18 protein-coding genes and 1 riboswitch are annotated in these 21,816 nt (G+C 37.4%); of the genes, 14 read left to right on the forward strand and 4 right to left on the reverse strand.

Features of this window, described 5'->3' with window-relative positions; all coding sequences use genetic code 11:
* The first annotated feature begins 11 nt into the window (after window positions 1-11).
* Window positions 12-2,057, forward strand: coding sequence for a beta-galactosidase (locus NX902_RS01490; RefSeq protein ID WP_341160512.1), 2,046 nt, complete (start codon window positions 12-14; stop codon window positions 2,055-2,057).
* A gap of 48 nt (window positions 2,058-2,105) precedes the next feature.
* Here NX902_RS01490 and NX902_RS01495 read toward each other — a convergent pair whose 3' ends face one another.
* Window positions 2,106-3,002, reverse strand: coding sequence for an SDR family oxidoreductase (locus tag NX902_RS01495; protein ID WP_249928244.1), 897 nt, complete (start codon window positions 3,000-3,002; stop codon window positions 2,106-2,108).
* 34 nt (window positions 3,003-3,036) lie between these two features.
* Window positions 3,037-3,657 (reverse strand): cupin domain-containing protein, encoded by a 621-nt coding sequence (locus tag NX902_RS01500; RefSeq protein ID WP_095331262.1) that lies wholly within the window; start codon window positions 3,655-3,657, stop codon window positions 3,037-3,039.
* Between the two features lie 423 nt (window positions 3,658-4,080).
* On the opposite strand from NX902_RS01500, the gene NX902_RS01505 reads away from it, so the two are divergent.
* Window positions 4,081-4,263: a hypothetical protein gene (locus NX902_RS01505; protein ID WP_341160513.1), complete on the forward strand. Its 183-nt coding sequence runs from the start codon at window positions 4,081-4,083 to the stop codon at window positions 4,261-4,263.
* 8 nt (window positions 4,264-4,271) lie between these two features.
* Here the strand turns inward: NX902_RS01505 and cysI are convergent, their stop codons facing one another.
* Both cysI and NX902_RS01515 read right to left on the reverse strand, forming a co-directional pair.
* Window positions 4,272-5,996: an assimilatory sulfite reductase (NADPH) hemoprotein subunit gene (gene cysI, locus NX902_RS01510; RefSeq protein ID WP_095331258.1), complete on the reverse strand. Its 1,725-nt coding sequence runs from the start codon at window positions 5,994-5,996 to the stop codon at window positions 4,272-4,274.
* A 29-nt stretch (window positions 5,997-6,025) separates the two neighbouring features.
* Window positions 6,026-7,843 (reverse strand): assimilatory sulfite reductase (NADPH) flavoprotein subunit, encoded by a 1,818-nt coding sequence (locus tag NX902_RS01515; protein WP_163185762.1) that lies wholly within the window; start codon window positions 7,841-7,843, stop codon window positions 6,026-6,028.
* 414 nt (window positions 7,844-8,257) lie between these two features.
* Between NX902_RS01515 and NX902_RS01520 the strand changes: the two genes are divergently transcribed.
* From NX902_RS01520 to NX902_RS01575, 12 genes are all read left to right on the forward strand, one after another.
* Entirely contained in the window at window positions 8,258-9,151 is an 894-nt protein-coding gene (locus NX902_RS01520; RefSeq protein ID WP_163185759.1) for a LysR family transcriptional regulator, read from the forward strand.
* 173 nt (window positions 9,152-9,324) lie between these two features.
* On the forward strand, window positions 9,325-9,912 hold the full coding sequence (locus tag NX902_RS01525) for an ECF transporter S component (protein ID WP_095331253.1): 588 nt from the start codon (window positions 9,325-9,327) through the stop codon (window positions 9,910-9,912).
* 208 nt (window positions 9,913-10,120) lie between these two features.
* Window positions 10,121-10,227, forward strand: a riboswitch (SAM riboswitch).
* 194 nt (window positions 10,228-10,421) lie between these two features.
* Complete coding sequence (locus tag NX902_RS01530) at window positions 10,422-10,550, forward strand: YezD family protein (protein ID WP_235973290.1); 129 nt, start codon at window positions 10,422-10,424, stop codon at window positions 10,548-10,550.
* A 152-nt stretch (window positions 10,551-10,702) separates the two neighbouring features.
* A complete protein-coding gene (locus NX902_RS01535) occupies window positions 10,703-11,419 on the forward strand; it encodes a phosphoadenylyl-sulfate reductase (RefSeq protein WP_095331251.1) in 717 nt (238 codons plus the stop codon).
* 19 nt (window positions 11,420-11,438) lie between these two features.
* A complete protein-coding gene (locus tag NX902_RS01540; RefSeq protein ID WP_095331249.1) occupies window positions 11,439-12,515 on the forward strand; it encodes an inorganic phosphate transporter in 1,077 nt (358 codons plus the stop codon).
* A 50-nt stretch (window positions 12,516-12,565) separates the two neighbouring features.
* Window positions 12,566-13,714, forward strand: a complete 1,149-nt coding sequence (gene sat, locus NX902_RS01545; protein WP_163185756.1) for a sulfate adenylyltransferase — start codon at window positions 12,566-12,568, stop codon at window positions 13,712-13,714.
* A 14-nt stretch (window positions 13,715-13,728) separates the two neighbouring features.
* Window positions 13,729-14,334 carry an adenylyl-sulfate kinase gene (gene cysC / locus NX902_RS01550; RefSeq protein WP_095331245.1) on the forward strand — a complete coding sequence of 202 codons (606 nt, stop codon included), beginning with the start codon at window positions 13,729-13,731 and terminating at the stop codon, window positions 14,332-14,334.
* Window positions 14,335-14,450: 116 nt separating this feature from the next.
* Window positions 14,451-15,221: a uroporphyrinogen-III C-methyltransferase gene (gene cobA / locus NX902_RS01555; protein WP_123260092.1), complete on the forward strand. Its 771-nt coding sequence runs from the start codon at window positions 14,451-14,453 to the stop codon at window positions 15,219-15,221.
* 2 nt (window positions 15,222-15,223) lie between these two features.
* Entirely contained in the window at window positions 15,224-15,991 is a 768-nt protein-coding gene (locus tag NX902_RS01560; protein ID WP_095331241.1) for a sirohydrochlorin chelatase, read from the forward strand.
* Window positions 15,966-16,577: a precorrin-2 dehydrogenase/sirohydrochlorin ferrochelatase family protein gene (locus NX902_RS01565; protein ID WP_123258742.1), complete on the forward strand. Its 612-nt coding sequence runs from the start codon at window positions 15,966-15,968 to the stop codon at window positions 16,575-16,577. The genes NX902_RS01560 and NX902_RS01565 overlap by 26 nt, the downstream gene beginning before the upstream one ends.
* Before the next feature lie 309 nt (window positions 16,578-16,886).
* Window positions 16,887-19,589: a response regulator gene (locus NX902_RS01570; RefSeq protein ID WP_172859865.1), complete on the forward strand. Its 2,703-nt coding sequence runs from the start codon at window positions 16,887-16,889 to the stop codon at window positions 19,587-19,589.
* A 69-nt stretch (window positions 19,590-19,658) separates the two neighbouring features.
* Window positions 19,659-21,716, forward strand: a complete 2,058-nt coding sequence (locus tag NX902_RS01575) for a response regulator (RefSeq protein ID WP_341160514.1) — start codon at window positions 19,659-19,661, stop codon at window positions 21,714-21,716.
* The last annotated feature ends 100 nt before the right edge of the window (window positions 21,717-21,816 follow it).

Genomic DNA, 21,816 nt, shown 5'->3' on the forward strand with positions numbered 1-21,816 from the left:
AGGACTTTAAGATGATAGATAAAACAGTAGCAGATAATCGCTTATTGCATGGTGGAGATTATAATCCAGATCAATGGCTCGATTATCCAGAAATATTGAAAGATGATTTACGATTGATGAAATTAGCAAAAGCAAATACGTTTACCTTAGGTGTATTTGCATGGAGTGCACTTGAACCAACAGAAGGGGAATTCCAGTTTGACTGGCTCGATGAAAGAATAGAGGCCATTTATCAAATGGGCGGGAGAGTCATCTTAGCTACTCCAAGTGGCGCTAGACCAGCATGGATGTCTAAGAAGTACCCAGAAGTCTTAAGAACCACCGAAAATCGCATGAAAATGTTACATGGGGGACGCCATAATCATTGTTTTTCTTCCCCTATCTATCGTGAAAAAGTAGCAATTATTAATAGAAAGCTAGCGGAGCGCTATGGAAATCATCCTGCGTTACTAATGTGGCATATTTCTAATGAGTATAGCGGCGATTGTCACTGTGAACTTTGCCAAGATAATTTCCGTAATTGGCTGAAAAAGAAGTATGGGACATTAGATAAACTAAATCATGCTTGGTGGGGGCCATTTTGGAGCCATACAATCACAGATTGGTTAGAAGTTGAATCTCCTTCTTCCATTGGAGAAAGTATGGTTCATGGATTGAATTTAGATTGGAAACGTTTTGTCACTGACCAAACAATTGATTTTTACAAGCATGAAATAGTGCCATTAAGGGAAATCTCTCCATCTATCCCTATTACAACAAACTTTATGGCAGACACGCATGATTTAATACCCTTTCAAAGTTTGAATTATAGTGAGTTTGCAAAGCATGTGGATATTGTTAGTTGGGATTGCTATCCTGCTTGGCACAATGATTGGGAGGAAACAAAGGACTTAGCTGCAAAAGTTGGTTTTATCAATGATTTGTATCGCTCTTTAAAACAACAGCCTTTTCTCATTATGGAAAGTACACCAAGTGGCGTCAACTGGCATGATGTGAATAAAACGAAGAGACCTGGTATGCATTTGCTATCCTCCATGCAATTTATCGCACATGGTTCAGACAGTGTTCTGTATTTTCAATGGAGAAAATCAAGAGGATCCTCCGAGAAATTTCATGGGGCAGTAGTGGATCATGATAATAGTGAAACGAATCGAGTCTTTCAAGAGGTTTCAGCAGTTGGTGGAGCTCTAGAGAAGATTGCTGAAGTAAAGGGAACACATAAACAAGCAAGAGTAGCAATTGTATATGATTGGGAAAATAACTGGGCTTTAAACGATGCACAAGGATTCTCCGATTCAACAAAGCAATATCCTCAAACGTTGCAAAAGCATTATCAAAGTTTTTGGAAAAAGGATATTAGTGTCGATATAGTTACATTAAATCAAGAGCTTGCTTCCTATGATTTAGTTATTGCTCCAATGCTCTACATGATGTCTCTTGATACAATTTCTAAATTAGAAAACTATGTTGCAAATGGAGGAACACTTGTAAGTTCATATATTAGCGGCCTTGTTAATGAAACGGATCTTGCCCATTTATCAGGTTGGCCTGCAATGCTAAAACGAATATTTGGCATTGATGTAAAAGAAACAGATACTCTTTATCCAAAAGATAGAAATACCCTTATCTATAACGGGAAGCAATATGAAATAAAAGGTTATTGCACCATTTTTGAAAGGAAAGAAGCGAATATTTTAGCGACGTATATGGAGGACTTTTATCAAGGGAATCCTGCTGTTGTAGAAAACTGCTACGGGAAAGGAAAAGCCTATTTTATAGGGGCAAGAACGGAACAGGCCTTTTTAGATGATTTTTATGAGGAATTGCAAAAAGAAGGTAATCTTGACAGCGAAAGGGAAATTCTGCATAAAGAAGGTGTTTCCGTCCAAAGAAGGGATTCGGCTGAGTGCTACTATTTATTTGTCATGAATTTTACAGAACAAAAGCAAACAGTAACGTTAAAAGAATCCTTTTTCGATTTACTTACACAAGAAATAAAGCAAGAACAGATAGAACTTTTGCCATATGAAGTAAGGGTGTTAAAAAGAGAAAAATAATGAGGAATAACAAAAGAGGACGACGGGATATCGTCCTTTTTTGCTGTTCTAAGTCGTAACCATAGCACCGCCATTTACATGAATCGTTTGTCCTGTCATATAAGAACCATCATCAGAAGCAAGCAACACATAGACTGGAGCAATTTCATACGGCTGCCCCGCCCGCTTCATTGGTACATCTGAGCCTAATGTAGCAATATTTTCAGCCGATTGTGAGGCAGGCTGGATGGGTGTCCAGAAAGGTCCAGGAGCAACAGCGTTCACACGGATACCTTTTTGCACAAGGTTGTTGGCTAGCGCTCTTGTATAACTAACAATCGCACCTTTCGTCGTCGTATAATCAATCAAGTGACTTACCCCAATATAGGCAACAAGAGAAGTCGTATTAACAATACTGGCTCCTTCTTTTAAATGGGGTAAGGCAGCCTTTGTTAAGTGAAAATAGGCATGGATATTTACATCAAACGTTAATTCCCATTGTTCGTCTGGTATGGAAGTTAAGTCTTCTCGCAAAAATTGTACAGCTGCATTATTAACCAAAATGTCAATTTTTCCAAATGTTTCTAATGTTTTTTGCACAATGAATTCACAATGTTCTCTTCTTCGCAAGTCTCCTGGAATGAGTAAGCAGGAGCGACCATATTGCTCGACAACTCGCTTTGTTGTTTCTGCATCTGTATGCTCGTCAAAATAAGAGATGACAATGTTTGCCCCTTCCTTCGCAAAGGCGACGGCAACGGCTCTGCCGATGCCGCTGTCTCCTCCAGTAATAATAGCTGTACGGTCCTTTAACTTGCCTGTTCCAATATATTTGGGGTTATCAAAAATAGGAAGTGGATCCATCAAATATTCAAACCCCGGCTGTCGTGTTTGCTGCTGAGGTGGAAACGTCCATTCAATTTCTTCACATTTTACTTCAGAACCATAATGTTGTTTCTTTGTCACAGTAATAACCTCCATACTTTCTTACTTTTCTTGGTTAATAAGCGTGGGGAGGAGAGGAAAGATTGAGATAAGGATGTATAGTAGGTGTAGGCTGAGTGGCATGGTATGGATAGTTTACGGCTCCTCCGATTTGGTCACATCCTGGTGGTGGCCCGAGAATAGTAGACTGGGTAATGGGGGCAATGGCATGTGCGTAGGCGGCTTCGTTTACACAATAAGCTCTGTTAGCAATTTCTTTTGGCAAAAAACGTAGAAAATCAGAACCAAACACGATATCAGGTTGCGGCTGGTCGAAAATAGTAAGAAAATGAGTATTGTTTCGCAATGCTACTATCCAATGGAACCAACCCTTTGGAAATTGGGAAGCTTGCCCGGGTTTTACATGATAAGTCATGATGCTTTGTGTAAAAGGGTTGAAGACAGAGGTCATAACTTCCCCACTAACGACAAAAACAAGTTCATTCACATTTGTGTGCCAGTGTGGCTGGACAATGAATCCTTGATTAAGATGGACATTGAATAACCCAGTATGTATTGCAGGCATTTGTTCAGAAAATAACTGTGTAATGTAATTATAAGAATCCCTTTTATAATTAACAGACTGGGTAGAATCCCCGAATAGTTGAAAGGCAGGGGAAGCTGGATTAACAGACATAATGTAGCCTCCTATTTTTCATATGGAAATATTTATATGGCTTACAACTTTAAATATATACAAAACTAGGTTGGCCTATGAATGGAAAAATCAGTTTGTTTATAGGGAAAGTCAAGCAATGGCTTGATGTGGATAGGGAAGGGCGGAAATCGAAGTGGGAGAATCGGCGAAATCTGGGGTATAACAGTTAAAGTAGTGGGGAAATCAGTAAAACTATGAGTATTATATTAGTCAAAATAGTAGGGGAATAGGTGAAATTATGAGTGTACCAGCCAAGAAGAAGGGGTAAATTGGGCAAAGTGGAGAGGGAATCAGCCAACCTCCGAAAATATCAGCCAAAGTAGAGGGGGAATCAGCCAACCTCCGAAAATATCAGCCAAAGTAGAGAGGGAATCAGCCAAAACTCTGGATAAATCAGCCAAAGTGGAGAGGGAATCAGCCAAACTCCTGAAATATCAGCCAAAGTGGAGAGGGAATCAGCCAACCTCCGAAAATATCAGCCAAAGTGGAGGAAGAATCAGCCAAACCTCCAACCTCAATCTCTACCGCCCAATTCCAACCACAAAAAAGCACCACTCAATCAAAACGATTAAAGTGGTGCAATGACTCATCTGTCAATCATGAAAGTTTGTGCCGTCGGTTACTTCTTTAACAATACCAGCGCGAATAACAAAGTCTCCAAAATGTTCATTTGCCGTTCTTTCTTTCGCATAGCGCGGGAGCAGTACGCGAAGTTCTGAAAGGATTTCTTCCTCGCCAACATTTTCGCGATAGAGTTTGCTTAAGCGGCTTCCATTAAAGGCGGCGCCTAGGTACATATTGTACTTTCCAGGTCCTTTTCCAATGAAGGCGATTTCCCCTAATGCATGGCGGGCACAGCCATTTGGACAGCCTGTCATACGGATGGTAATTTCTTCATCACGTAGCCCATTTTCGTCCACGATTTCTTCTATCTTATCGATTAAGACTGGTAAGTATCGTTCTGCTTCTGCCATCGCAAGCCCGCAGGTTGGCAGGGATACACAAGCAATAGAATTACGACGCAGTGCAGAGAAACGTTTTCCATCCATAATGCCATATTGCTCGATTAAATCAGCGATTTGCTTTTTATTGCGGCTGGAGACATTCGCAATGACTAGATTTTGATTGGCAGTTAATCGGAAATCGCCAGTATGTACTTTAGCGATTTCGCGTAAGCCTGTCATTAACGGATAATTTTCATAGTCTTTAATGCGGCCGCCTTCCACGAATAAAGTGAAGTGCCATTTTCCTTTAATGCCTTTTTCCCAGCCATAGCGGTCGCCGTTATGGTTAAAGTGAAATTCTCTCGCTTCTTGAAGTTTCCAGCCTAGGCGATTTTCTAGTTCTTCTACTACATTATCTAGACCAAGGCGATCCACGGTATATTTAAAACGAGCATTCTTTCGAACAGAGCGATTTCCATAATCGCGTTGAATCGTAATTACTTTTTCCGCCACATCAAGAATTTGCTCAGGTGTACAGAATCCAATTACTTTTGCGAGCTGTGGGTATGTTGCTTTATCTCCATGGGTCATTCCCATTCCCCCGCCGATGGCAACATTAAATCCAATTAGTTTTTCTTCTTCCGTAATGGCAATTAGCCCCAGGTCTTGGGAAAATACATCAATATCATTAGAAGGAGGAACGGCAATACCAATTTTAAATTTTCTAGGTAAATATAATTTTCCGTACATTGGCTCCACTTCTGTTTCCTCAACAGTTGGAGTGAAAGCTACCTTTTCCTTATCTAACCAGAGCTCATGATAAGCTTGTGTACGAGGTAGTAAATAATCACTTAATTTTTTGGACCATTCATACACTTCACTATGCAAAGCTGATTGATACGGATTAGGGTTGCACATCACATTTCTATTGACGTCGCCACAAGCAGCAATTGTATCAAGTAAGGATTGGTGTATATCTTGAATAGTCTGCTTCATATTCCATTTTAAAATGCCATGCATTTGGAAAGCTTGGCGTGTCGTTAATTTTAATGTATTATTTCCATACTTTTGTGCAAGATCATCCATTGTCAGCCATTGAGCCGGTGTAGCTACTCCACCCGGTGTTCGAACTCGGAGCATAAATTGGTAGGCTGGTTCTAATTTTTGCTTGGCACGTTCATTGCGTAAATCACGATCATCTTGCAGGTAACTTCCGTGGAATTTCATTAAGCGGTTATCATCGTCTGAAATACCAGCGCTTAATTCTTCCTCCATGGATTCCTTCAATGTGCCACGTAAATAATTACTTTCTTCTTTTATTCGTTCCACATCACTTGGTGGTCCATCTGGTGCTTTTAATATTTGTTTTGCCATTGTAGAAAAACTCCTTTCCTGCCAATTATTTAATAAACGTCACGCTGATAACGTTTGGTTTGAGTCATAGAAGCTATATATTCCTCAGCCTTTTCTAAAGACATTTGACCTTCTTTTTGGATAATAGTAAGGAGTGTTTGGTGAACATCATGCGCCATATGCTTTTCGTCTCCACAAACATAGAGAACAGCTCCTTCTTCCAGCCATTCAAATAGCTCTTTGCTATGCTCCAGCATGCGGTGCTGCACATATACCTTTTCCGCTTTATCCCGAGAAAAAGCAATACTCATTTTTGTTAACACACCATCTTTAAGCCAATTTTGCCATTCTGTTTGATAAAGAAAGTCTGTAACAAAATGTTGGTTTCCAAAGAATAGCCATGCTTTTCCTTCGGCACCGATTTCTTCTCTTTCCTGCAGGAAGGAACGGAAGGGTGCCACTCCTGTCCCTGGACCAACCATAATAATAGGGGTATCTGGGTTATCCGGAAGTTTGAAATTTTCATTGTTTTGTATATAGATAGGCAGTTTATCACCTGGCTGAATACGTTCCGCTATTTGAACGGAGCAAACACCATTGCGATCTCGGCCGTTTGCATGGTAACGAACGGCGCCAATCGTTAAATGTGCTTCATCAGGATTTGCTTTGTAGCTGCTGGCAATCGAATAAAGGCGGGTAGGCAGTTTACGAAGCAAGGATACAAATGTTTGCACATCTGCTTCAATTGGCCCATAGTCTCGAATAAGGTCTAATAAGTCACGCCCATTTATATATGCCTTTAATTTACCTTCGTTTCCCTTAGCAAGTAAGTCTTCTAAAGCTGGATTGGTTGTTATTTTTGCAAATTTCTCTACCAATGGTTTGGTTAAAACTGTAATTTCAAAATAGGTTAATAAAGCTTCTCGAAAAGCCAGAACTTCTCCTTGTTTATTGATTGTGACACTTTCTGTTGGAGAAAAACGTAACTCTTGTATTAAAAGATCAACTAATACTGGATCATTATGGGGAAAAATTCCAAGGCTGTCACCTGGTTCATAAGAGATTCCAGAATCCTCAAGCGAAAGCTCTACATGCAATGTTTCTTTATTGGAACCACGTCCATTTAAATTAATGACCTCCAGTACCTCCGCATAATACGGATTACTGCGAGAATAACCAGAATCTTGAAGAGACGGTGGTGTTATACTTATGGACTGAGCGGTTGATTCTGATTGAAGGCTCAAGCTGCTGACGATGCCTTCGAACCATTCACTAGCTGGTTCATCATAATCAAGATCACAATCCACACGTGGATAAAGTCTTGTTCCACCCAATTCTTCTAAACGTTTATCAAATTGCTTCCCTGTTTCGCAGAAGAATTCATACGAGCTGTCACCAAGCGCTAACACAGAATATTGGAAGTTCTCCAGCTTAGGCGCTCGTTTTCCATGTAAGAATTCATGGAAAGCTATTGCAGTATCTGGTGGGTCGCCTTCTCCATGAGTACTCACAATAACAAGAAGATTTTGTATTTTTTTTAGATTATTAGGTTTAAAGTCACCCATTGACTGTACAGTGACATTAAACCCTAATTCTTTTAAACGATTGCCATGATTTTTGGCAAGGCTTTGTGCATTTCCGGTTTGGGATCCAAAAAGAATCGTAATATCTTTTGTAATTGGTTCAGCTGCCTTTTGCTCCGTTAATTCAGTATTGGAGATAGGTTCTGCTGATGCTGTGACTGCAGTGGAAGCAGATAAATACCCACTTAGCCAAATTTTCTGTGATTCAGTTAAAGTTGGTAAAAGACGGTTTAATAATTCTGTTTGTTCTTGATTAAAAGGACTATTTATTACTTGAAGCTGCAACACTTTCACCTCGCATAGATAATGGTATTCTCTTTTGTAATTTGATTAGTGTGATAATTCTTGCAATTTATTTTATAAGGAAGAGGGAGGATTGTCACTCTGTTTTTTATTAATCCTATCAGACAAATCGGATTAGGAACACAAAAGAAGCTTGTTACTAATTGAAACAAGCAGGGGATATTGTTTTTCTAAATAGATCAGTATCTAATCAGATTAATTTAAACAGGTGACGAAAGCTTGGATAGGCGTTAAGGCATCCATACATGAAAGCAGCCGCCTAGAGCATCCTCGTATGACACGTATTCTAATTGTACTTTACTGGAAATGAAAGAATTAGTAAAATACATATAATTAATGGCAACTATTAGTAATCTTAATAATTAACTATTTAATTAGCGAAAAGGAGGAGAAAAAATGCAGTATGAAGCTCTAAAAACATTTGTGACGCTTGTTGAAGTAAAGAATTTTACAAAGACAGCAGAAATGCTGTTAATGAGTCAGCCGAGTGTAAGTCTACATATTAAGAATCTTGAAAAGGAGTTTCAAACAAAGCTATTGGAACGGTCACCAAAATATTTAAAAGTAACACCAACCGGTCAAATGCTTTATGATTGCGCCATTCAAATGATACGCTTATATGACCAGACGAGACAGCATATTTTAGAGCATCATCATGCAATTAAGGGTGAATTAAAAATAGGTGCTAGTTTTACGATCGGCGAATACATTCTTCCGGCATTACTGCTTGATCTGCAAAGAGAGCATTCCGAGTTGCAAATTCAAGCTACGATTGGAAATACAGAAGAAATTGTCCAAGCGGTAAGATTATATGAAGTAGATATCGGTTTAATTGAAGGACAAACAAATGATAAGGAATTGCAGGTGGTGCCTTTTATGGAGGATGAGTTATTTATTGTTGCATCTGTTCATCATCCACTTGCGACTCAGGAAAGCATTTCGATTTCTGAACTCCATGATCAGACATGGATTACAAGAGAGCTTGGATCTGGTACAAGAGAGTACTTAGATCATGTTATTCGATCCAATGGGTTAAGAGCTGAATCCTTTTTAACTATTAGCAGTAATCAAGGCATCAAGGAAACGCTTATTAATGGCAATGGCTTATCACTTTTATCCAAAAGTGTGATCGAAAGGGATGTGAAGAATGGAAACCTAAGTATTATCCCAATCACAAATGCGCGATTTACAAGACGATTATCTTATCTCTTTGCTCCCATTATGAAGGAGAAACAAAATGTTAACACCTTTATTGAAACACTTAAAAGGACTTTTCCTTATACCGAGTAATCCAATAATGTATAACAGCAAGTAATTAACCCCATCCTAAAGGGAAATGCAGAAAAATCCTTCTTATTATCATAGAAAAAATACTTGTTTTTGTAGTATGATAACAAAGGAATTTTATTAAATTGAGGGAAAAGTGGATAATGCTTTTTCCACATAAGGAGAACTACTTGCAGATGAAGAAAAAAAATAAAACTACTCGCTTGGTTCTACTAGGACTACTTACGGCTATTATTATTATTCAAACCTTTGTTCCGATATTAGGGTATATTCCGACTCCTGTACTTAGTATAACAATCATTCAGATCACAGTTATTATTGCAGCGATTGTTTTAGGACCATTAGAGGGAGCGATTATTGGAGGAGTATGGGGCATTATCACATTTATCCGTGCTTTCACTTATCCGACAAGTGTCCTTGCCCCGATTATTTTTACCAATCCGTTAATATCTGTTTTTCCAAGAGTAATGATTGGAGTAGTGGCAGGACTGTTATTTTATAAGGTGCTGAGAGACAAAATGAATGAGACAGTAGCAATGAGTATTTCTGGTGTGATAGGATCTCTAATCAATACAATCCTTGTGCTAGGATTTGTCTATTTATTTGTAAGAGAGCCTTATGCAAACGCAATTGGTGTGAATGTGGAAGATCTCTTGCCTGCGATACTAGCTATAGTTGGTACAAATGGGGTGCCAGAGGCAATTTTATCAGGTATTTTAACACCGATCATTGCAAAGCCGTTATTAAAGATACGAAAAAAATAAGGATGGAAAAATAGCTGATTTAGTCTAGTGCTAATCAGCTATTTTTGCCAACAATAGTAATGGGACATTCACTAATACTATATTTTCTTCTATAATAAAAAGAGTATTCACCCTAAAATACTAGGAAATAGATTGTTAATCCCGACTAAACAACTCGAAAAACTTATTGACAATTATGGCAATTATGATAAAATTTAGAAAATAACGATGCCTATCAAGAGAGATGGAGGGAATTGGCCGAAGAAAAGTCTGGCAACCTGCTGAATGCAAGGTGCTAAATCCAACAAAATGGATACCCATTTTGAAAGATAGGGGAAGGAATAAATACTCAACTCTTTCCAAATGGAAGGATTTTTTAAATCGTAAATGCATTTCACTTGCGATGGTCGAGCATTCCTTTGATAGGCGTTTTCGATTCAAAAATATGTCTGGCGTAAACGCTATTCAAATGGTTTAGTAAGATTTCACCTTTTTTAAGGAGGGATTTGTTGGTGGGGGAAACAAATCAGCTGGACAAAGTGAAAATTCAATTAGAGCAAATTCTAAACACAATGAAATTTGGATCGGTCACATTAGTCGTACAGGATGGAAAAATTATTCAAATTGAAAAAAATGAAAAGATACGCTTAGGGAAATAACAGGAGTTTCCTATTTAGGGCGTTTAATAAAGAAGCTGACTAGACAAACTAGAGGCAACTTTAACTGAGAAAGTGGGTTAAAGCTGCCTCTTTTTATATTTTGGGCACATAATCCACGAACAAAATACTATGATGAAATTGGAGGATTTTTAATGAGTCAGTTATTAACCTATGAAACTATTGATACGTATCCTCCTGTGGACTTTTCAAGCGAAACGGAAACAAAGGGAGCTTTAGAGGTTTTAAAGTGGGCTTATGATACGTACCGAGAGGATATTGTCTATGCTTGCAGTTTTGGAATTGAAGGAATTGTTCTTATCGATTTAATTTCAAAGATAAAAAAGGATGCTCGTATTGTTTTTTTAGATACAGATGTACATTTTGATGAAACCTATGAATTAATTGAGAAGGTGAAACAGCGGTATCCAGATTTGCAAATTGAAATGAAAAAACCAGCCATTACGTTAGAAGAACAGGCTGCACAATATGGAGAAGAACTTTGGTTATCTAATCCAAATAAATGCTGTGAGATTCGCAAGGTTGTTCCTTTACATGAAGTGCTGTCTGAACCGATTGCTTGGATTTCAGGACTTCGCAGAGAACAGTCAGAAACAAGAAAAAACACGCAATATCTAAATAAGGATAATAAATTTAAATCCATAAAGGTTTGTCCACTGATTCATTGGACATGGAAAGATGTTTGGAGATATGCCCATAAGAACTCTTTGGACTACAATATTCTTCACGATAAGGGGTATCCGAGCATTGGCTGCAGAACATGTACCCAGCCTGCTATTAATATGGATGATTTACGTTCTGGTAGATGGACGGGAAAAGGAAAAACAGAATGCGGGCTACACTTACAATAATGAGTAGAGGTACAAAGAGATGATCATTATTTTAGCAGGTATTATGTCATTGTTTTTTGCAATGAACATTGGCGCAAGTGGTGCAGCAGCAAGCCTTGGTGTTGCCTATGGATCAGGCGCCATACCAAAAAAGAGAGTTGCTCTGCTTATATGTGCGGTAGCGATTTTTCTAGGAGCGGTAATTGGCGGGAGTGAAGTAGTAAAAACAGTTGGGGAAGGATTAATTCCGAGTAGTATCCTTGATGCTAAAATTGTCTTAATCATTTTATCATCAGCTGCACTCTCTCTATTTATAGCTAATATAATGGGGATTCCATTATCAACAAGTGAAATTACAGTTGGCAGTGTAGTAGGAGTAGGTGTGGCTTTTAAAAGCTTATATATTGCGAATATATTATGGATTGTCTTCTTTTGGCTTCTTGTTCCAATCGTGTCTTTTTTCATCGCGCTAGGGGCTGGGAAATATGTAAGAAAGCTTGAGAATCAAAATGAATGGATTCGCAATCCAAGTAATGAAAAATACTTATCTATTTTTGTTATAATCGTGGGGTGCTTTGAAGCATTCTCTGCGGGAATGAATAATGTTGCAAACTCTATTGGACCATTAGTTGGCGCTGACATGATATCCATGCAAACAGGAGTAGTAGTGGGTGGATTTTTTATTGCAATCGGCGCTTTTCTGCTAGGGGGAAGAGTCTTGCAGACAAATGGAAAGAAAATTGTCCAATTCACGAAGCTGGAAGGAGGACTAATTTCTGGCACGGGCGCGACATTAGTGACAATAGCTTCTATATTTGGAATACCAGTTCCGTTAACGCAAGTAACTAGCTCTGCCATTATCGGAATAGGTGTCTCGAAGAATGGATATGAGATTCTGAAGAAGAAACTAGTGTTAAGAATTTTTAAGGTATGGATTGTTTCGCCAGTCCTATCATTAGTTATTTCTTACGGTTTAGTTCAATTATTTATTGAAGCAGATATCTATAATGTACTTATTATTCTTAGTGTATGTATTGCTACACTTGGAATTATAAGCCTAATGAAAACGATTCGTGAAGATAACAGTACTATTTATGAAGATGGTGGCGGAATTTAACGGAAATCATTTATAAGAAAAAGTCCGAAAAAAGAAAGGTGTGCTAAAAAATGTCATTAAGTCAACCACATGGTGGAAAATTAATTAATTTATACGATCCTAATTATGATATCTCTGAACTAAAGGTGGAGCTAGAAATTGATACTATTGCACTTAGTGATTTAGAACTGATTGGAAATGGAGCATATAGCCCGCTTACAGGATTTTTATCCCAAAAAGATTATGAAGCAGTGGTAGAGAATATGCGCTTAGCAACAGGTGAGGTTTGGAGCATCCCTATTACATTGCCCATTTCAAAGGAACAATCAGATACCATTGAACTTCAGGATACGGTAAAACTAGTCCATCAAAGTGAAGTATATGGTGTGCTGACAGTAGAGGATATTTATATTCCAGATAAAAGTAAAGAGGCTGTTTCTGTTTACCGTACAGATGATTTAGCACATCCAGGTGTAAAGAAAATGTTTGATCGCGGAAATATATATATTGGCGGCCCGATTAAACTCATAAAGAAAGTAGAGAAAACGGATTTTAGTAATTTTTACTTAGATCCGGCAGAAACGAGAGAAATATTTGCAGAAAAGGGATGGAAGACAGTAGTCGGATTCCAAACAAGAAATCCTGTTCATCGTGCACATGAATATATTCAAAAGTCAGCACTCGAAATTGTTGATGGTCTATTCTTAAATCCATTAGTAGGTGAAACGAAGGCGGATGATATTCCAGCAGATGTTCGGATGGAAAGCTACCAAGTGCTATTGAAAAATTACTATCCAAAAGAGCGTGTATTCCTAGCTGTATTCCCTGCTGCTATGCGTTATGCAGGACCAAGAGAAGCAATATTCCATGCGATGGTGAGAAAGAATTATGGCTGTACCCACTTTATCGTCGGTCGTGATCATGCTGGGGTAGGGAGCTACTATGGTACCTATGATGCTCAAAGAATTTTTGACCAATTTACACAAGAAGAGCTAGGTATTAATCTATTATTCTTTGAACATAGTTTCTATTGTAAGAAATGTGAGAACATGGCTTCTACAAAAACTTGTCCACATGGCAAGGAACATCATGAAATTTTATCTGGGACGAAGGTTCGCGAGCTTTTAAGAAATGGAGAGATTCCACCAAGTACATTTAGTCGTAAAGAAGTAGTGGAAGTGTTAATAAAAGGATTGCAAAAACAAGAAATCCATTCTTAAAGGAGAGAGAACTTTTGAGCCAAAGTACAAATATTACATGGCATGACCATGCAGTAACAAAGAAGGATAGAAGAGAAAAAAATAAGCATCATAGCTATGTTTTATGGTTTACAGGGTTATCTGGTTCGGGAAAATCAACGGTTGCAAATGCTGTTGCAAAAAGATTATATGAAGACCAGACAAATAGCTATGTCTTAGATGGAGATAATATACGTTTTGGAATTAATAAAGATTTGGGTTTTTCAGATGAGGACCGCAAAGAAAACATTAGAAGAATTGGCGAGGTCAGCAAGCTATTTGTTGATAGTGGGCAAGTCGTTCTAACTGCCTTCATTTCTCCGTTTCGCGAAGACCGTGATCGAGTAAGAGCTTTATTAGAAGAAAACGAGTTTGTGGAAATATATATAAAGTGTTCCATAGAGGCTTGTGAAGCAAGGGATCCGAAAGGTTTATATGAGAAAGCAAGAAAAGGAATCATAAAGGACTTTACAGGTATTAGTTCCCCATATGAGGAGCCGCTTCAGCCAGAATTAATCGTGGATACAGAAAAACATTCTATTGAAGAATGTGTAGAACAAATCGTACAATATTTAAAAGAAAAAGAATATTATATCTCTTAATATAGGGAAAGGGAAAAACTGAGCATGGTCCTTGCAAAACCATCCGTTCATCGTTGATTCCTTTCCCCACTTTTTAATGGATCCGAAAAGAAGGAACAACAAGAAGGGTGGATAAAATGGGGAGAGTATATCTAGTTGGTGCAGGGCCAGGAGATCCGGACTTAATAACGGTAAAAGGATTAAAATGCATCAAAAATGCCGATGTAATTTTATATGATCGTTTAGTGAATCGTGAGTTATTAGAATATGCGAAACCGAAGGCTGAACTGATTTATTGCGGCAAACTTCCGCATCATCATGCCATGAAACAGGAATTGATCAATCAAACCTTAGTGAAACATGCGAAAAAAGGGAAAATTGTCACAAGGCTAAAAGGTGGTGATCCCTTTGTATTTGGAAGGGGCGGGGAAGAAGCAGAGGAGTTAGCTAAGAATCAAATCCCCTTTGAAATAGTACCAGGAATTACTGCAGGCATTGCCGCTCCAAGTTATGCCGGTATCCCAGTAACCCACCGCAATTATGGCTCTTCTTTTGCCTTTGTAACAGGTCATATAAAAAATGGCGAGGAAGACCATATTAAATGGGAAGCACTTTCTCAAATTGATACACTTGCCATCTATATGGGAGTGAAAAATCTACCATATATTCAGTCGAAGCTTTTGTCCTTTGGAAAAAAAGGTACAATACCAGTTGCGCTCATCAATTGGGGAACAACCTTTAAACAAAAGACAATTATTACTGATCTTAACCATGTAATAGAGGATGCTGAAAAAGGAGAAATTGAAAATCCTTGTATGATTGTGATTGGCGAAGTAGTCAAAATGAGAGAGAAAATTAAATGGTTTGAGGAAAGTTTCGGTGAAACCATTCCGAAAGAGGTTGTTTGATAATGGAAGCAGTATTATATATATGTCATGGAAGCAGGGTAAAGGAAGCAAGCGATCAGGCTATCTCCTTTATTGAAAAGTGTATGAAGATAAATGGTTTCAAAGGCATACAAGAATATTCTTTCTTAGAATTGGCTGATCCCTCCATTGAAGAAGGTTTTCGAAAATGTGTAGAAAAAGGTGCTTCCACCATTAATATCATACCCGTTTTGCTTCTTACAGCAGCCCATGCCAAAAAAGATATTCCAGAAGTATTAGAAAAGCTTTCGCTGAAATATCCGCATGTCCAGATGAAATATGGCAAACCGATTGGAGTTCATCCTCAAATGGTTAAAATTGTTGCAGACAAAATTCGGAGCGCTTCTCTTTATAAAGAAAGTAATGAAACAATGCTTGTTATGCTTGTGGGAAGAGGAAGCAGTGATCCAGATGTAAAACGTGATTTAGGTAAAATAGCAGCTTTACTTGAACAACAAGTGGAACAAATCGTTGTACAGGATTGTTATTTAACTGCTGCACAACCAAGCTTTGAAGAAGCACTGCAAATGGCAGATCATTCTTCCTATCGCCATGTGTTGGTAATTCCCTATCTTCTTTTTACGGGAATTTTGATGAAGTCAATGGAAAAAACTATTAATAAAATAAAAAGTAACCATAAAGAATACGAACTCGCTCCTTATTTGGGTTATGACCCATTAATAGCTGGAATATTAAAAGAAAGAATAGACGAAATGATGGTAGGGAATGAATATGCTTTCATTACTAGTTGATATAAAAGATAAACATTGTGTAGTAGTTGGAGGAGGCAAGATTGCCTATCGAAAGGTGTTGATGCTTCTAGATGAAGAAGCTAGTGTAACGGTGATTAGTCCCGAAGTTTGTACGGAAATAGAAGAACTTTCAGAGGACAGGAAAATCAGGCTGCTGCGACGAACAGGGAAAGAGGAAGATTTCGCCCATGCCTTTTTAACTATTACAGCAACCAATGATTCACAAGAAAATCATCGTATCGCTAAACAAATTAAATCGTTTTGCTTAGTGAATGATGCTTCTTCTTTTGAAGAAGGAAACTGTCAGATTCCAGCTAGCTTTAAAAAGGGGCGTCTTCACTTAAGTGTTTCCACTAATGGCGCAAGCCCGAAACTGGCAAAAAAGCTGAAAGAGGAATGGCAGCAAAAGTATGATGATAATTATATTGCGTATATTGATTTTTTATATGAAGTTCGGACTCTTATCAAACAAAGATCGCTTTCTGCTGATGTGTCTAATGCTATTTTAACGGAAATATTGGATGATGCATATAAAGCTTCAGCTAGTTTACGCCATAATTATTATGAAAAGCTCCTAAACCTATAAGCTTATATCAGGTTTAGGGGTTTTCATTATGTCCTAAATAAGGGGAATCCACTGTATACCAATAATAACTTAAATAAAAGAGTTTTTTACGCTCTGGACATGTTAGTTCCCTCCTGGCTGCTCCTAGTTTCATCCAATTATCATATTGTATCATTTCCATATTTAACATATAATTTTTGTAGAATGGAATTATTTTCATAACGTAAAAAAGTCATCATTGTTTATAAATATTCATGCTTGTTTATCAAAAATAATCTTCCGAGTTTCCTTATTTTATGCTTTTAAACTGGTAGATTGATAGGAGGATACATGAGATTTAGTACAAAGCTTTATGTTGGTTTAGGCATTATTTTTGTGTTCATTACGATTTTAATTATTGTACTTATGAGTATGCTTCGACAGCAAAATGACAAAATGCATGTTCTTGCACATGATAAAACAGAAAGAATTAATGCAGCCTATACGTTAAAGAATGAAGTAACTAACTTAAGCAGACAAATATATGAATTATCCTCTCAATCCTCTAAAACACTCAATGAAATAACCATGAGCCAAATGGAAGAAACAAGAAAAGAAATAAACAAAGCGTATAATTTCTTAACCGAGAATGATAAAAGGGATGAAACGCAGGATTTATTAATAAAATTTTCGACATTATATCAACCCTTTGAAGAAAAGGGCCAACAAATAGTAGAAGCCAAAAATAAAAAAATGAATACCAATTTTTGGGCAAGAGAAAGTGATGAAAAAAATAGATTATTACAAATCGCGAGTTCGCTTTATAGTGCCCAGATTAAAGAGATGCAAGAAGAACTAGAAGATTCAAAAAAAACATATGATATTGTCGTATTAATGACTTATGCCTATATTATAGTCGGAGTAATATGCAGCATTACATTGGCCATTTATTTAATAAGGGGATTAACGAAAAATCTACATAAAGTTACGACAGTGATGTCCGGTGTTTCCTTTAAAAGAGGAATAAAGTTTCCAAGGCTGGAGATTAATTCGAAGGATGAAATAGGAGAAATTGCTCGTGCCTTTAATGAAATGGTAACAACTTTGGAAAAGTATTCTCGAGATGAAATTGAAAGCCGTGCCCAGGCAGAAGAGCAAAGTTGGCTTGACTCACGATTGGCAGAAATAACAACTAGTTTTTCAATGGTAGAAACGATGGAATCTCTTGCTGATTACTTCATTAGTCAAATAACTCCTGCTGTAGGTGCACAATATGGTGTTTTTTATCTGTTAAGCGAGAAGGGTAATGCCCGCTGCCTCAAGGAAATAGCAAATTATGCTTTTGATAATGAAGACAGACAATCTATCATTCAGCTTGGTGAAGGTTTAGTGGGACAAGCTGCAAAGGAGAATAAAAGCATCAGTCTTATTGATATTCCCAATGGATACATAAAGATTAAATCTGGTTCAGGAGAGGCAGAACCAAAGCAGGTGCTTATTCAGCCCATTTCCTATGAAGGAGAAGTATTAGCGATTGTAGAATTAGCCTCTTTGCAATATTTCCGACCGGTGCAGCAAAGTTTACTTAAAGAAGTGGGAGAATACTTAGGTATATCTATTCATGGTATTTTTAATCGACTAGAAGTAAAGAGATTGCTAGAGGATGAGCAGCGTTTGACGGAGGAGCTGCAAAGCCAATCGGAGGAACTACAAGCTCAACAGCAGGAATTAATGGCTATTAATGAAGAATTACAGGCACAATACAGAGTGTCAGAAGAAAAGAATGCAGAGCTAGAAAAGATAGGAAAGAAATTAGAGGAAAAGGCTCAGCAGTTAATCTATAACTCTCAGTATAAATCGGAGTTTTTGGCGAATATGTCTCATGAGCTTAGAACGCCTTTAAATAGTATGCTAATCCTGTCGCAAATGCTCGTTGAAAAGGAAAATGAGAATTTAACTACAAAACAAATCCAGTATTTGCAGACTATCTATTACTCTGGTAATGAATTACTAAGATTAATAAACGAGATATTAGATTTGGAGAAGATTGAGACTGGGATGATGGAAATAATAGAGGAACCAGTAAAAATGGAAGGGATACAAAACTGCTTGAAAAGCCAGTTTTCTCCTATCGCTAATCAAAAGAAACTTGATTTTTGTGTGAAAATTGATAAAGAGGTGCCTGCTTTTATAGAGACAGACACACATCGTTTAAATCAAGTATTAAAAAATTTATTGTCCAATGCTTTTAAATTCACAGAAAAGGGAAGTGTGGAGCTGATTATTCGGATGGAGGAGACAGCCAAGTCCAGGTTTGCCATCGCGGATGAATCTATCGTATCCTTCACTGTGAAGGATACAGGGATTGGGATTCCTAAGGATAAAATGAATATTATATTTGAACCATTTAAGCAAGCAGATGGAACCATCAGCAGAAAATATGGGGGAACGGGTCTTGGGTTATCTATCTGTAAAGAGATTTCCCGCTTACTTGGGGGAGAATTGGTAGCAACAAGTATCGAAGGAATGGGTAGTTCATTTTCTCTCTATTTGCCTGTAAAGCGCCAAAAGCAAAAAGGAGCTGTCGAACAATCACCTATTGAAGAAAGTTATCGACAAATTGCAGTAACAAATAATGAGTTAATCGATACTACGGAACTAAATAAGAGTGCTAATTTAATAGGGAAGAAAGTTCTAATTATAGATGATGATATACGGAATATTTTTTCCATCCATGCAGCATTGGAAGAGTACAATATTGAAATTCTTTATGCAGAGAATGCGAAGGATGGGATTAGCCTTCTAGAGGAAAACGTGGATATTGATCTTGTGTTGATGGATATTATGATGCCAGAAATGAGTGGTTTAGAGGCTATTTCCATCATACGGAAAAAAGATAAATTTAAAACGCTGCCAATTATCGCCTTAACAGCAAAGGCGATGAAACATAATCGAGAACAGTGCATGGAAGCTGGAGCATCTGATTATATTAGTAAACCAGTAAATTTAGAGCAATTATATTCGCTTATTCAAGTATGGCTTTATAAAGAATAATAAAGCGATACTAGTATCTGGGTAACATTGGTAAATGGCTTGTTAATAGATAGGAGGCTTTATAAATTTATGCAGTATTCAGCTCAATCTATAGAACAAAAGAAAAATCTATCTTCTTCCGTATCAGAACCAATCTATATTTTAATGGTAGATGATTTACAAGAAAATCTGATGGCCTTAGAAGCAGTATTAAATTCTCCTCGGTATCATTTGGTTTTTGCTAAATCCGGTGAAGAAGCTTTAAAATGCATTTTGAAATATGACTTTGCCGTAATTCTACTCGATGTTCAAATGCCAGGCTTAAATGGGTTTGAAACAGCAAAATTAATAAAAGAACGAAAAAAATCACGACATATTCCCATTATTTTTATTACTGCCATCAGTCAAGATATTCATCATATTACACAAGGCTATCAAGCAGGGGCGATTGATTATATTGTTAAACCATTTAATCCAGATGCACTAAGAAGTAAAGTGGCCCAGTTTGTGCAAATTTTTGAAAGTCATACGACAAGCCTCCACGAAATGAATTGGCAAACAACGTCAGAATTGGAGAAAATGAATAAGGAATTAAGAATAACGAAAATGGATTTAACCAAAAATGCCGTCTTCTCTTCGGTGTTACAGAAGGCGTTACAAGACACAATTGTTACCTTTGACGAAGAAGGAATAATAATTAGTGTCAACCCAAGTGTGAAAAGAATGTTTGGCTATGTAGAAGGAGAGCTTATAGGAGCTTCGATTGAAGTACTCTTACATTCTGCTGAGTCAGAAATATCTGGAGAAACACCTATTACATTTGAGATGATGGTTCCTAAGTTAGTCGGAAGAATGATAGAAGCGAAGGCGAAGCGGAAGAATCATACTGTATTTCCAGTGGATATTTACATTGGAGATGCAATGGTAGAGGATTATCAGTTATTTGTTTGTACGATTCGTGATATTTCTGAAAGAAAAGAAGTGGAATTATTAAGAAAGCAGCAACTTGATCGCTTAGAGCATGCTGTTGAAGAAAGAACGCTGGAGTTATTATTCATGAATCATCAACTACATAGGGAAAGAGAAGAAAAATCTAAGGTAACAGATGATTTAATGCTTTCAGAAGGACGCTTTCGACAAATATTTGAGGCGAGTCCATGTATGATGGCAATCCGCACATTACAAAATCCTAGTTTTATTGCTGTAAATAATAACTGGGTAACAAGCACGGGTTATACAATCGAGGAATTGAAGGATGATAGTTATCAATGGGAAATAGCGAAAGAAATTAATGGAATAGAAGAGAGTTTCCAGGAAGAAGAATGGCTCACTCCTTTTAAAAATCAAAGAGTCAATTTCATGCTGAAAAATGGAGAGCAGAAACAAGGATTACTATCCACTGAAATTATAACGATCGAAAAGAAGAATTGTGTGTTAATTGTATTAAATGACATAACAGAACGATTAGCATTTGAAAAAGAAATGGCTAGACTTGATCAATTAAATCTAGTTGGCGAAATGGCAGCTGGAATTGCCCATGAAATTCGTAATCCGATGACAACCGTTCATGGATTCCTACAAATTGGAAAATCAAATCCCTCTAACCTATCACTAGAGCATATGGAACTCATGATTGACGAGTTAGATCGAGCGAATAAAATCATCAAAGAATTTCTAACATTAGCTAAAAATAAGACGAGCGATAAACGATTATATTCGTTAAATAGAATTATTGAAATTATTTTTCCTTTAATTAATGCAGAAGCTTTATTGACAGGTAAGAAGGTGAACCTTCAATTAGAGGAATGTCCAGAACTATTTTTGGATGAGAAAGAGATAAGGCAGCTTTTATTAAACCTTGCTCTAAACGGTTTAGAGGCTATGGAGCCAGACGGAATTCTCACGATAAAAACATTCTGTAAAGGAAAGTATATTGTGTTGGAAATTATTGATAGCGGCAATGGAATCGATGAAGAAATATTAAAAAAGCTAGGAACCCCCTTCTTTACAACAAAGGATAATGGGACAGGGCTAGGACTGGCTGTTTGTTATCGAATTGCTGAGCGTCATATGGCAAGAATAAAAGTGCATACAAGTGAGAGTGGTACAAAATTCTCCGTGTGTTTTGAGATAGAGGAAGGAAAATAGAGATTGCTTAGCTAGCAGTTCTTCTATTTTTCTTTTTTTATGACAAAAAAAATCAATATAAGAGGGTTTTTCTAAAGGAAAATCGAATGAAGAGGAGAAA

Source organism: Niallia sp. FSL W8-0954 (assembly GCF_038005605.1).
Lineage (GTDB): Bacteria > Bacillota > Bacilli > Bacillales > Cytobacillaceae > Niallia > Niallia circulans_A.

What these genes read in the sequence shown, in the direction of transcription:
- NX902_RS01560 (WP_095331241.1), top strand. Translation starts at nt 15,224, where the DNA reads ATGGAAGCAGTATTATATATATGTCATGGAAGCAGGGTAAAGGAAGCA.
- NX902_RS01540 (WP_095331249.1), top strand. Translation starts at nt 11,439, where the DNA reads ATGATCATTATTTTAGCAGGTATTATGTCATTGTTTTTTGCAATGAAC.
- NX902_RS01490 (WP_341160512.1), top strand. Translation starts at nt 12, where the DNA reads ATGATAGATAAAACAGTAGCAGATAATCGCTTATTGCATGGTGGAGAT.
- NX902_RS01565 (WP_123258742.1), top strand. Translation starts at nt 15,966, where the DNA reads ATGAATATGCTTTCATTACTAGTTGATATAAAAGATAAACATTGTGTA.
- cysI (WP_095331258.1), bottom strand. Translation starts at nt 5,996, where the DNA reads ATGGCAAAACAAATATTAAAAGCACCAGATGGACCACCAAGTGATGTG.
- cobA (WP_123260092.1), top strand. Translation starts at nt 14,451, where the DNA reads ATGGGGAGAGTATATCTAGTTGGTGCAGGGCCAGGAGATCCGGACTTA.
- NX902_RS01500 (WP_095331262.1), bottom strand. Translation starts at nt 3,657, where the DNA reads ATGTCTGTTAATCCAGCTTCCCCTGCCTTTCAACTATTCGGGGATTCT.
- NX902_RS01535 (WP_095331251.1), top strand. Translation starts at nt 10,703, where the DNA reads ATGAGTCAGTTATTAACCTATGAAACTATTGATACGTATCCTCCTGTG.
- NX902_RS01575 (WP_341160514.1), top strand. Translation starts at nt 19,659, where the DNA reads ATGCAGTATTCAGCTCAATCTATAGAACAAAAGAAAAATCTATCTTCT.
- NX902_RS01520 (WP_163185759.1), top strand. Translation starts at nt 8,258, where the DNA reads ATGCAGTATGAAGCTCTAAAAACATTTGTGACGCTTGTTGAAGTAAAG.
- NX902_RS01525 (WP_095331253.1), top strand. Translation starts at nt 9,325, where the DNA reads ATGAAGAAAAAAAATAAAACTACTCGCTTGGTTCTACTAGGACTACTT.
- NX902_RS01570 (WP_172859865.1), top strand. Translation starts at nt 16,887, where the DNA reads ATGAGATTTAGTACAAAGCTTTATGTTGGTTTAGGCATTATTTTTGTG.
- sat (WP_163185756.1), top strand. Translation starts at nt 12,566, where the DNA reads ATGTCATTAAGTCAACCACATGGTGGAAAATTAATTAATTTATACGAT.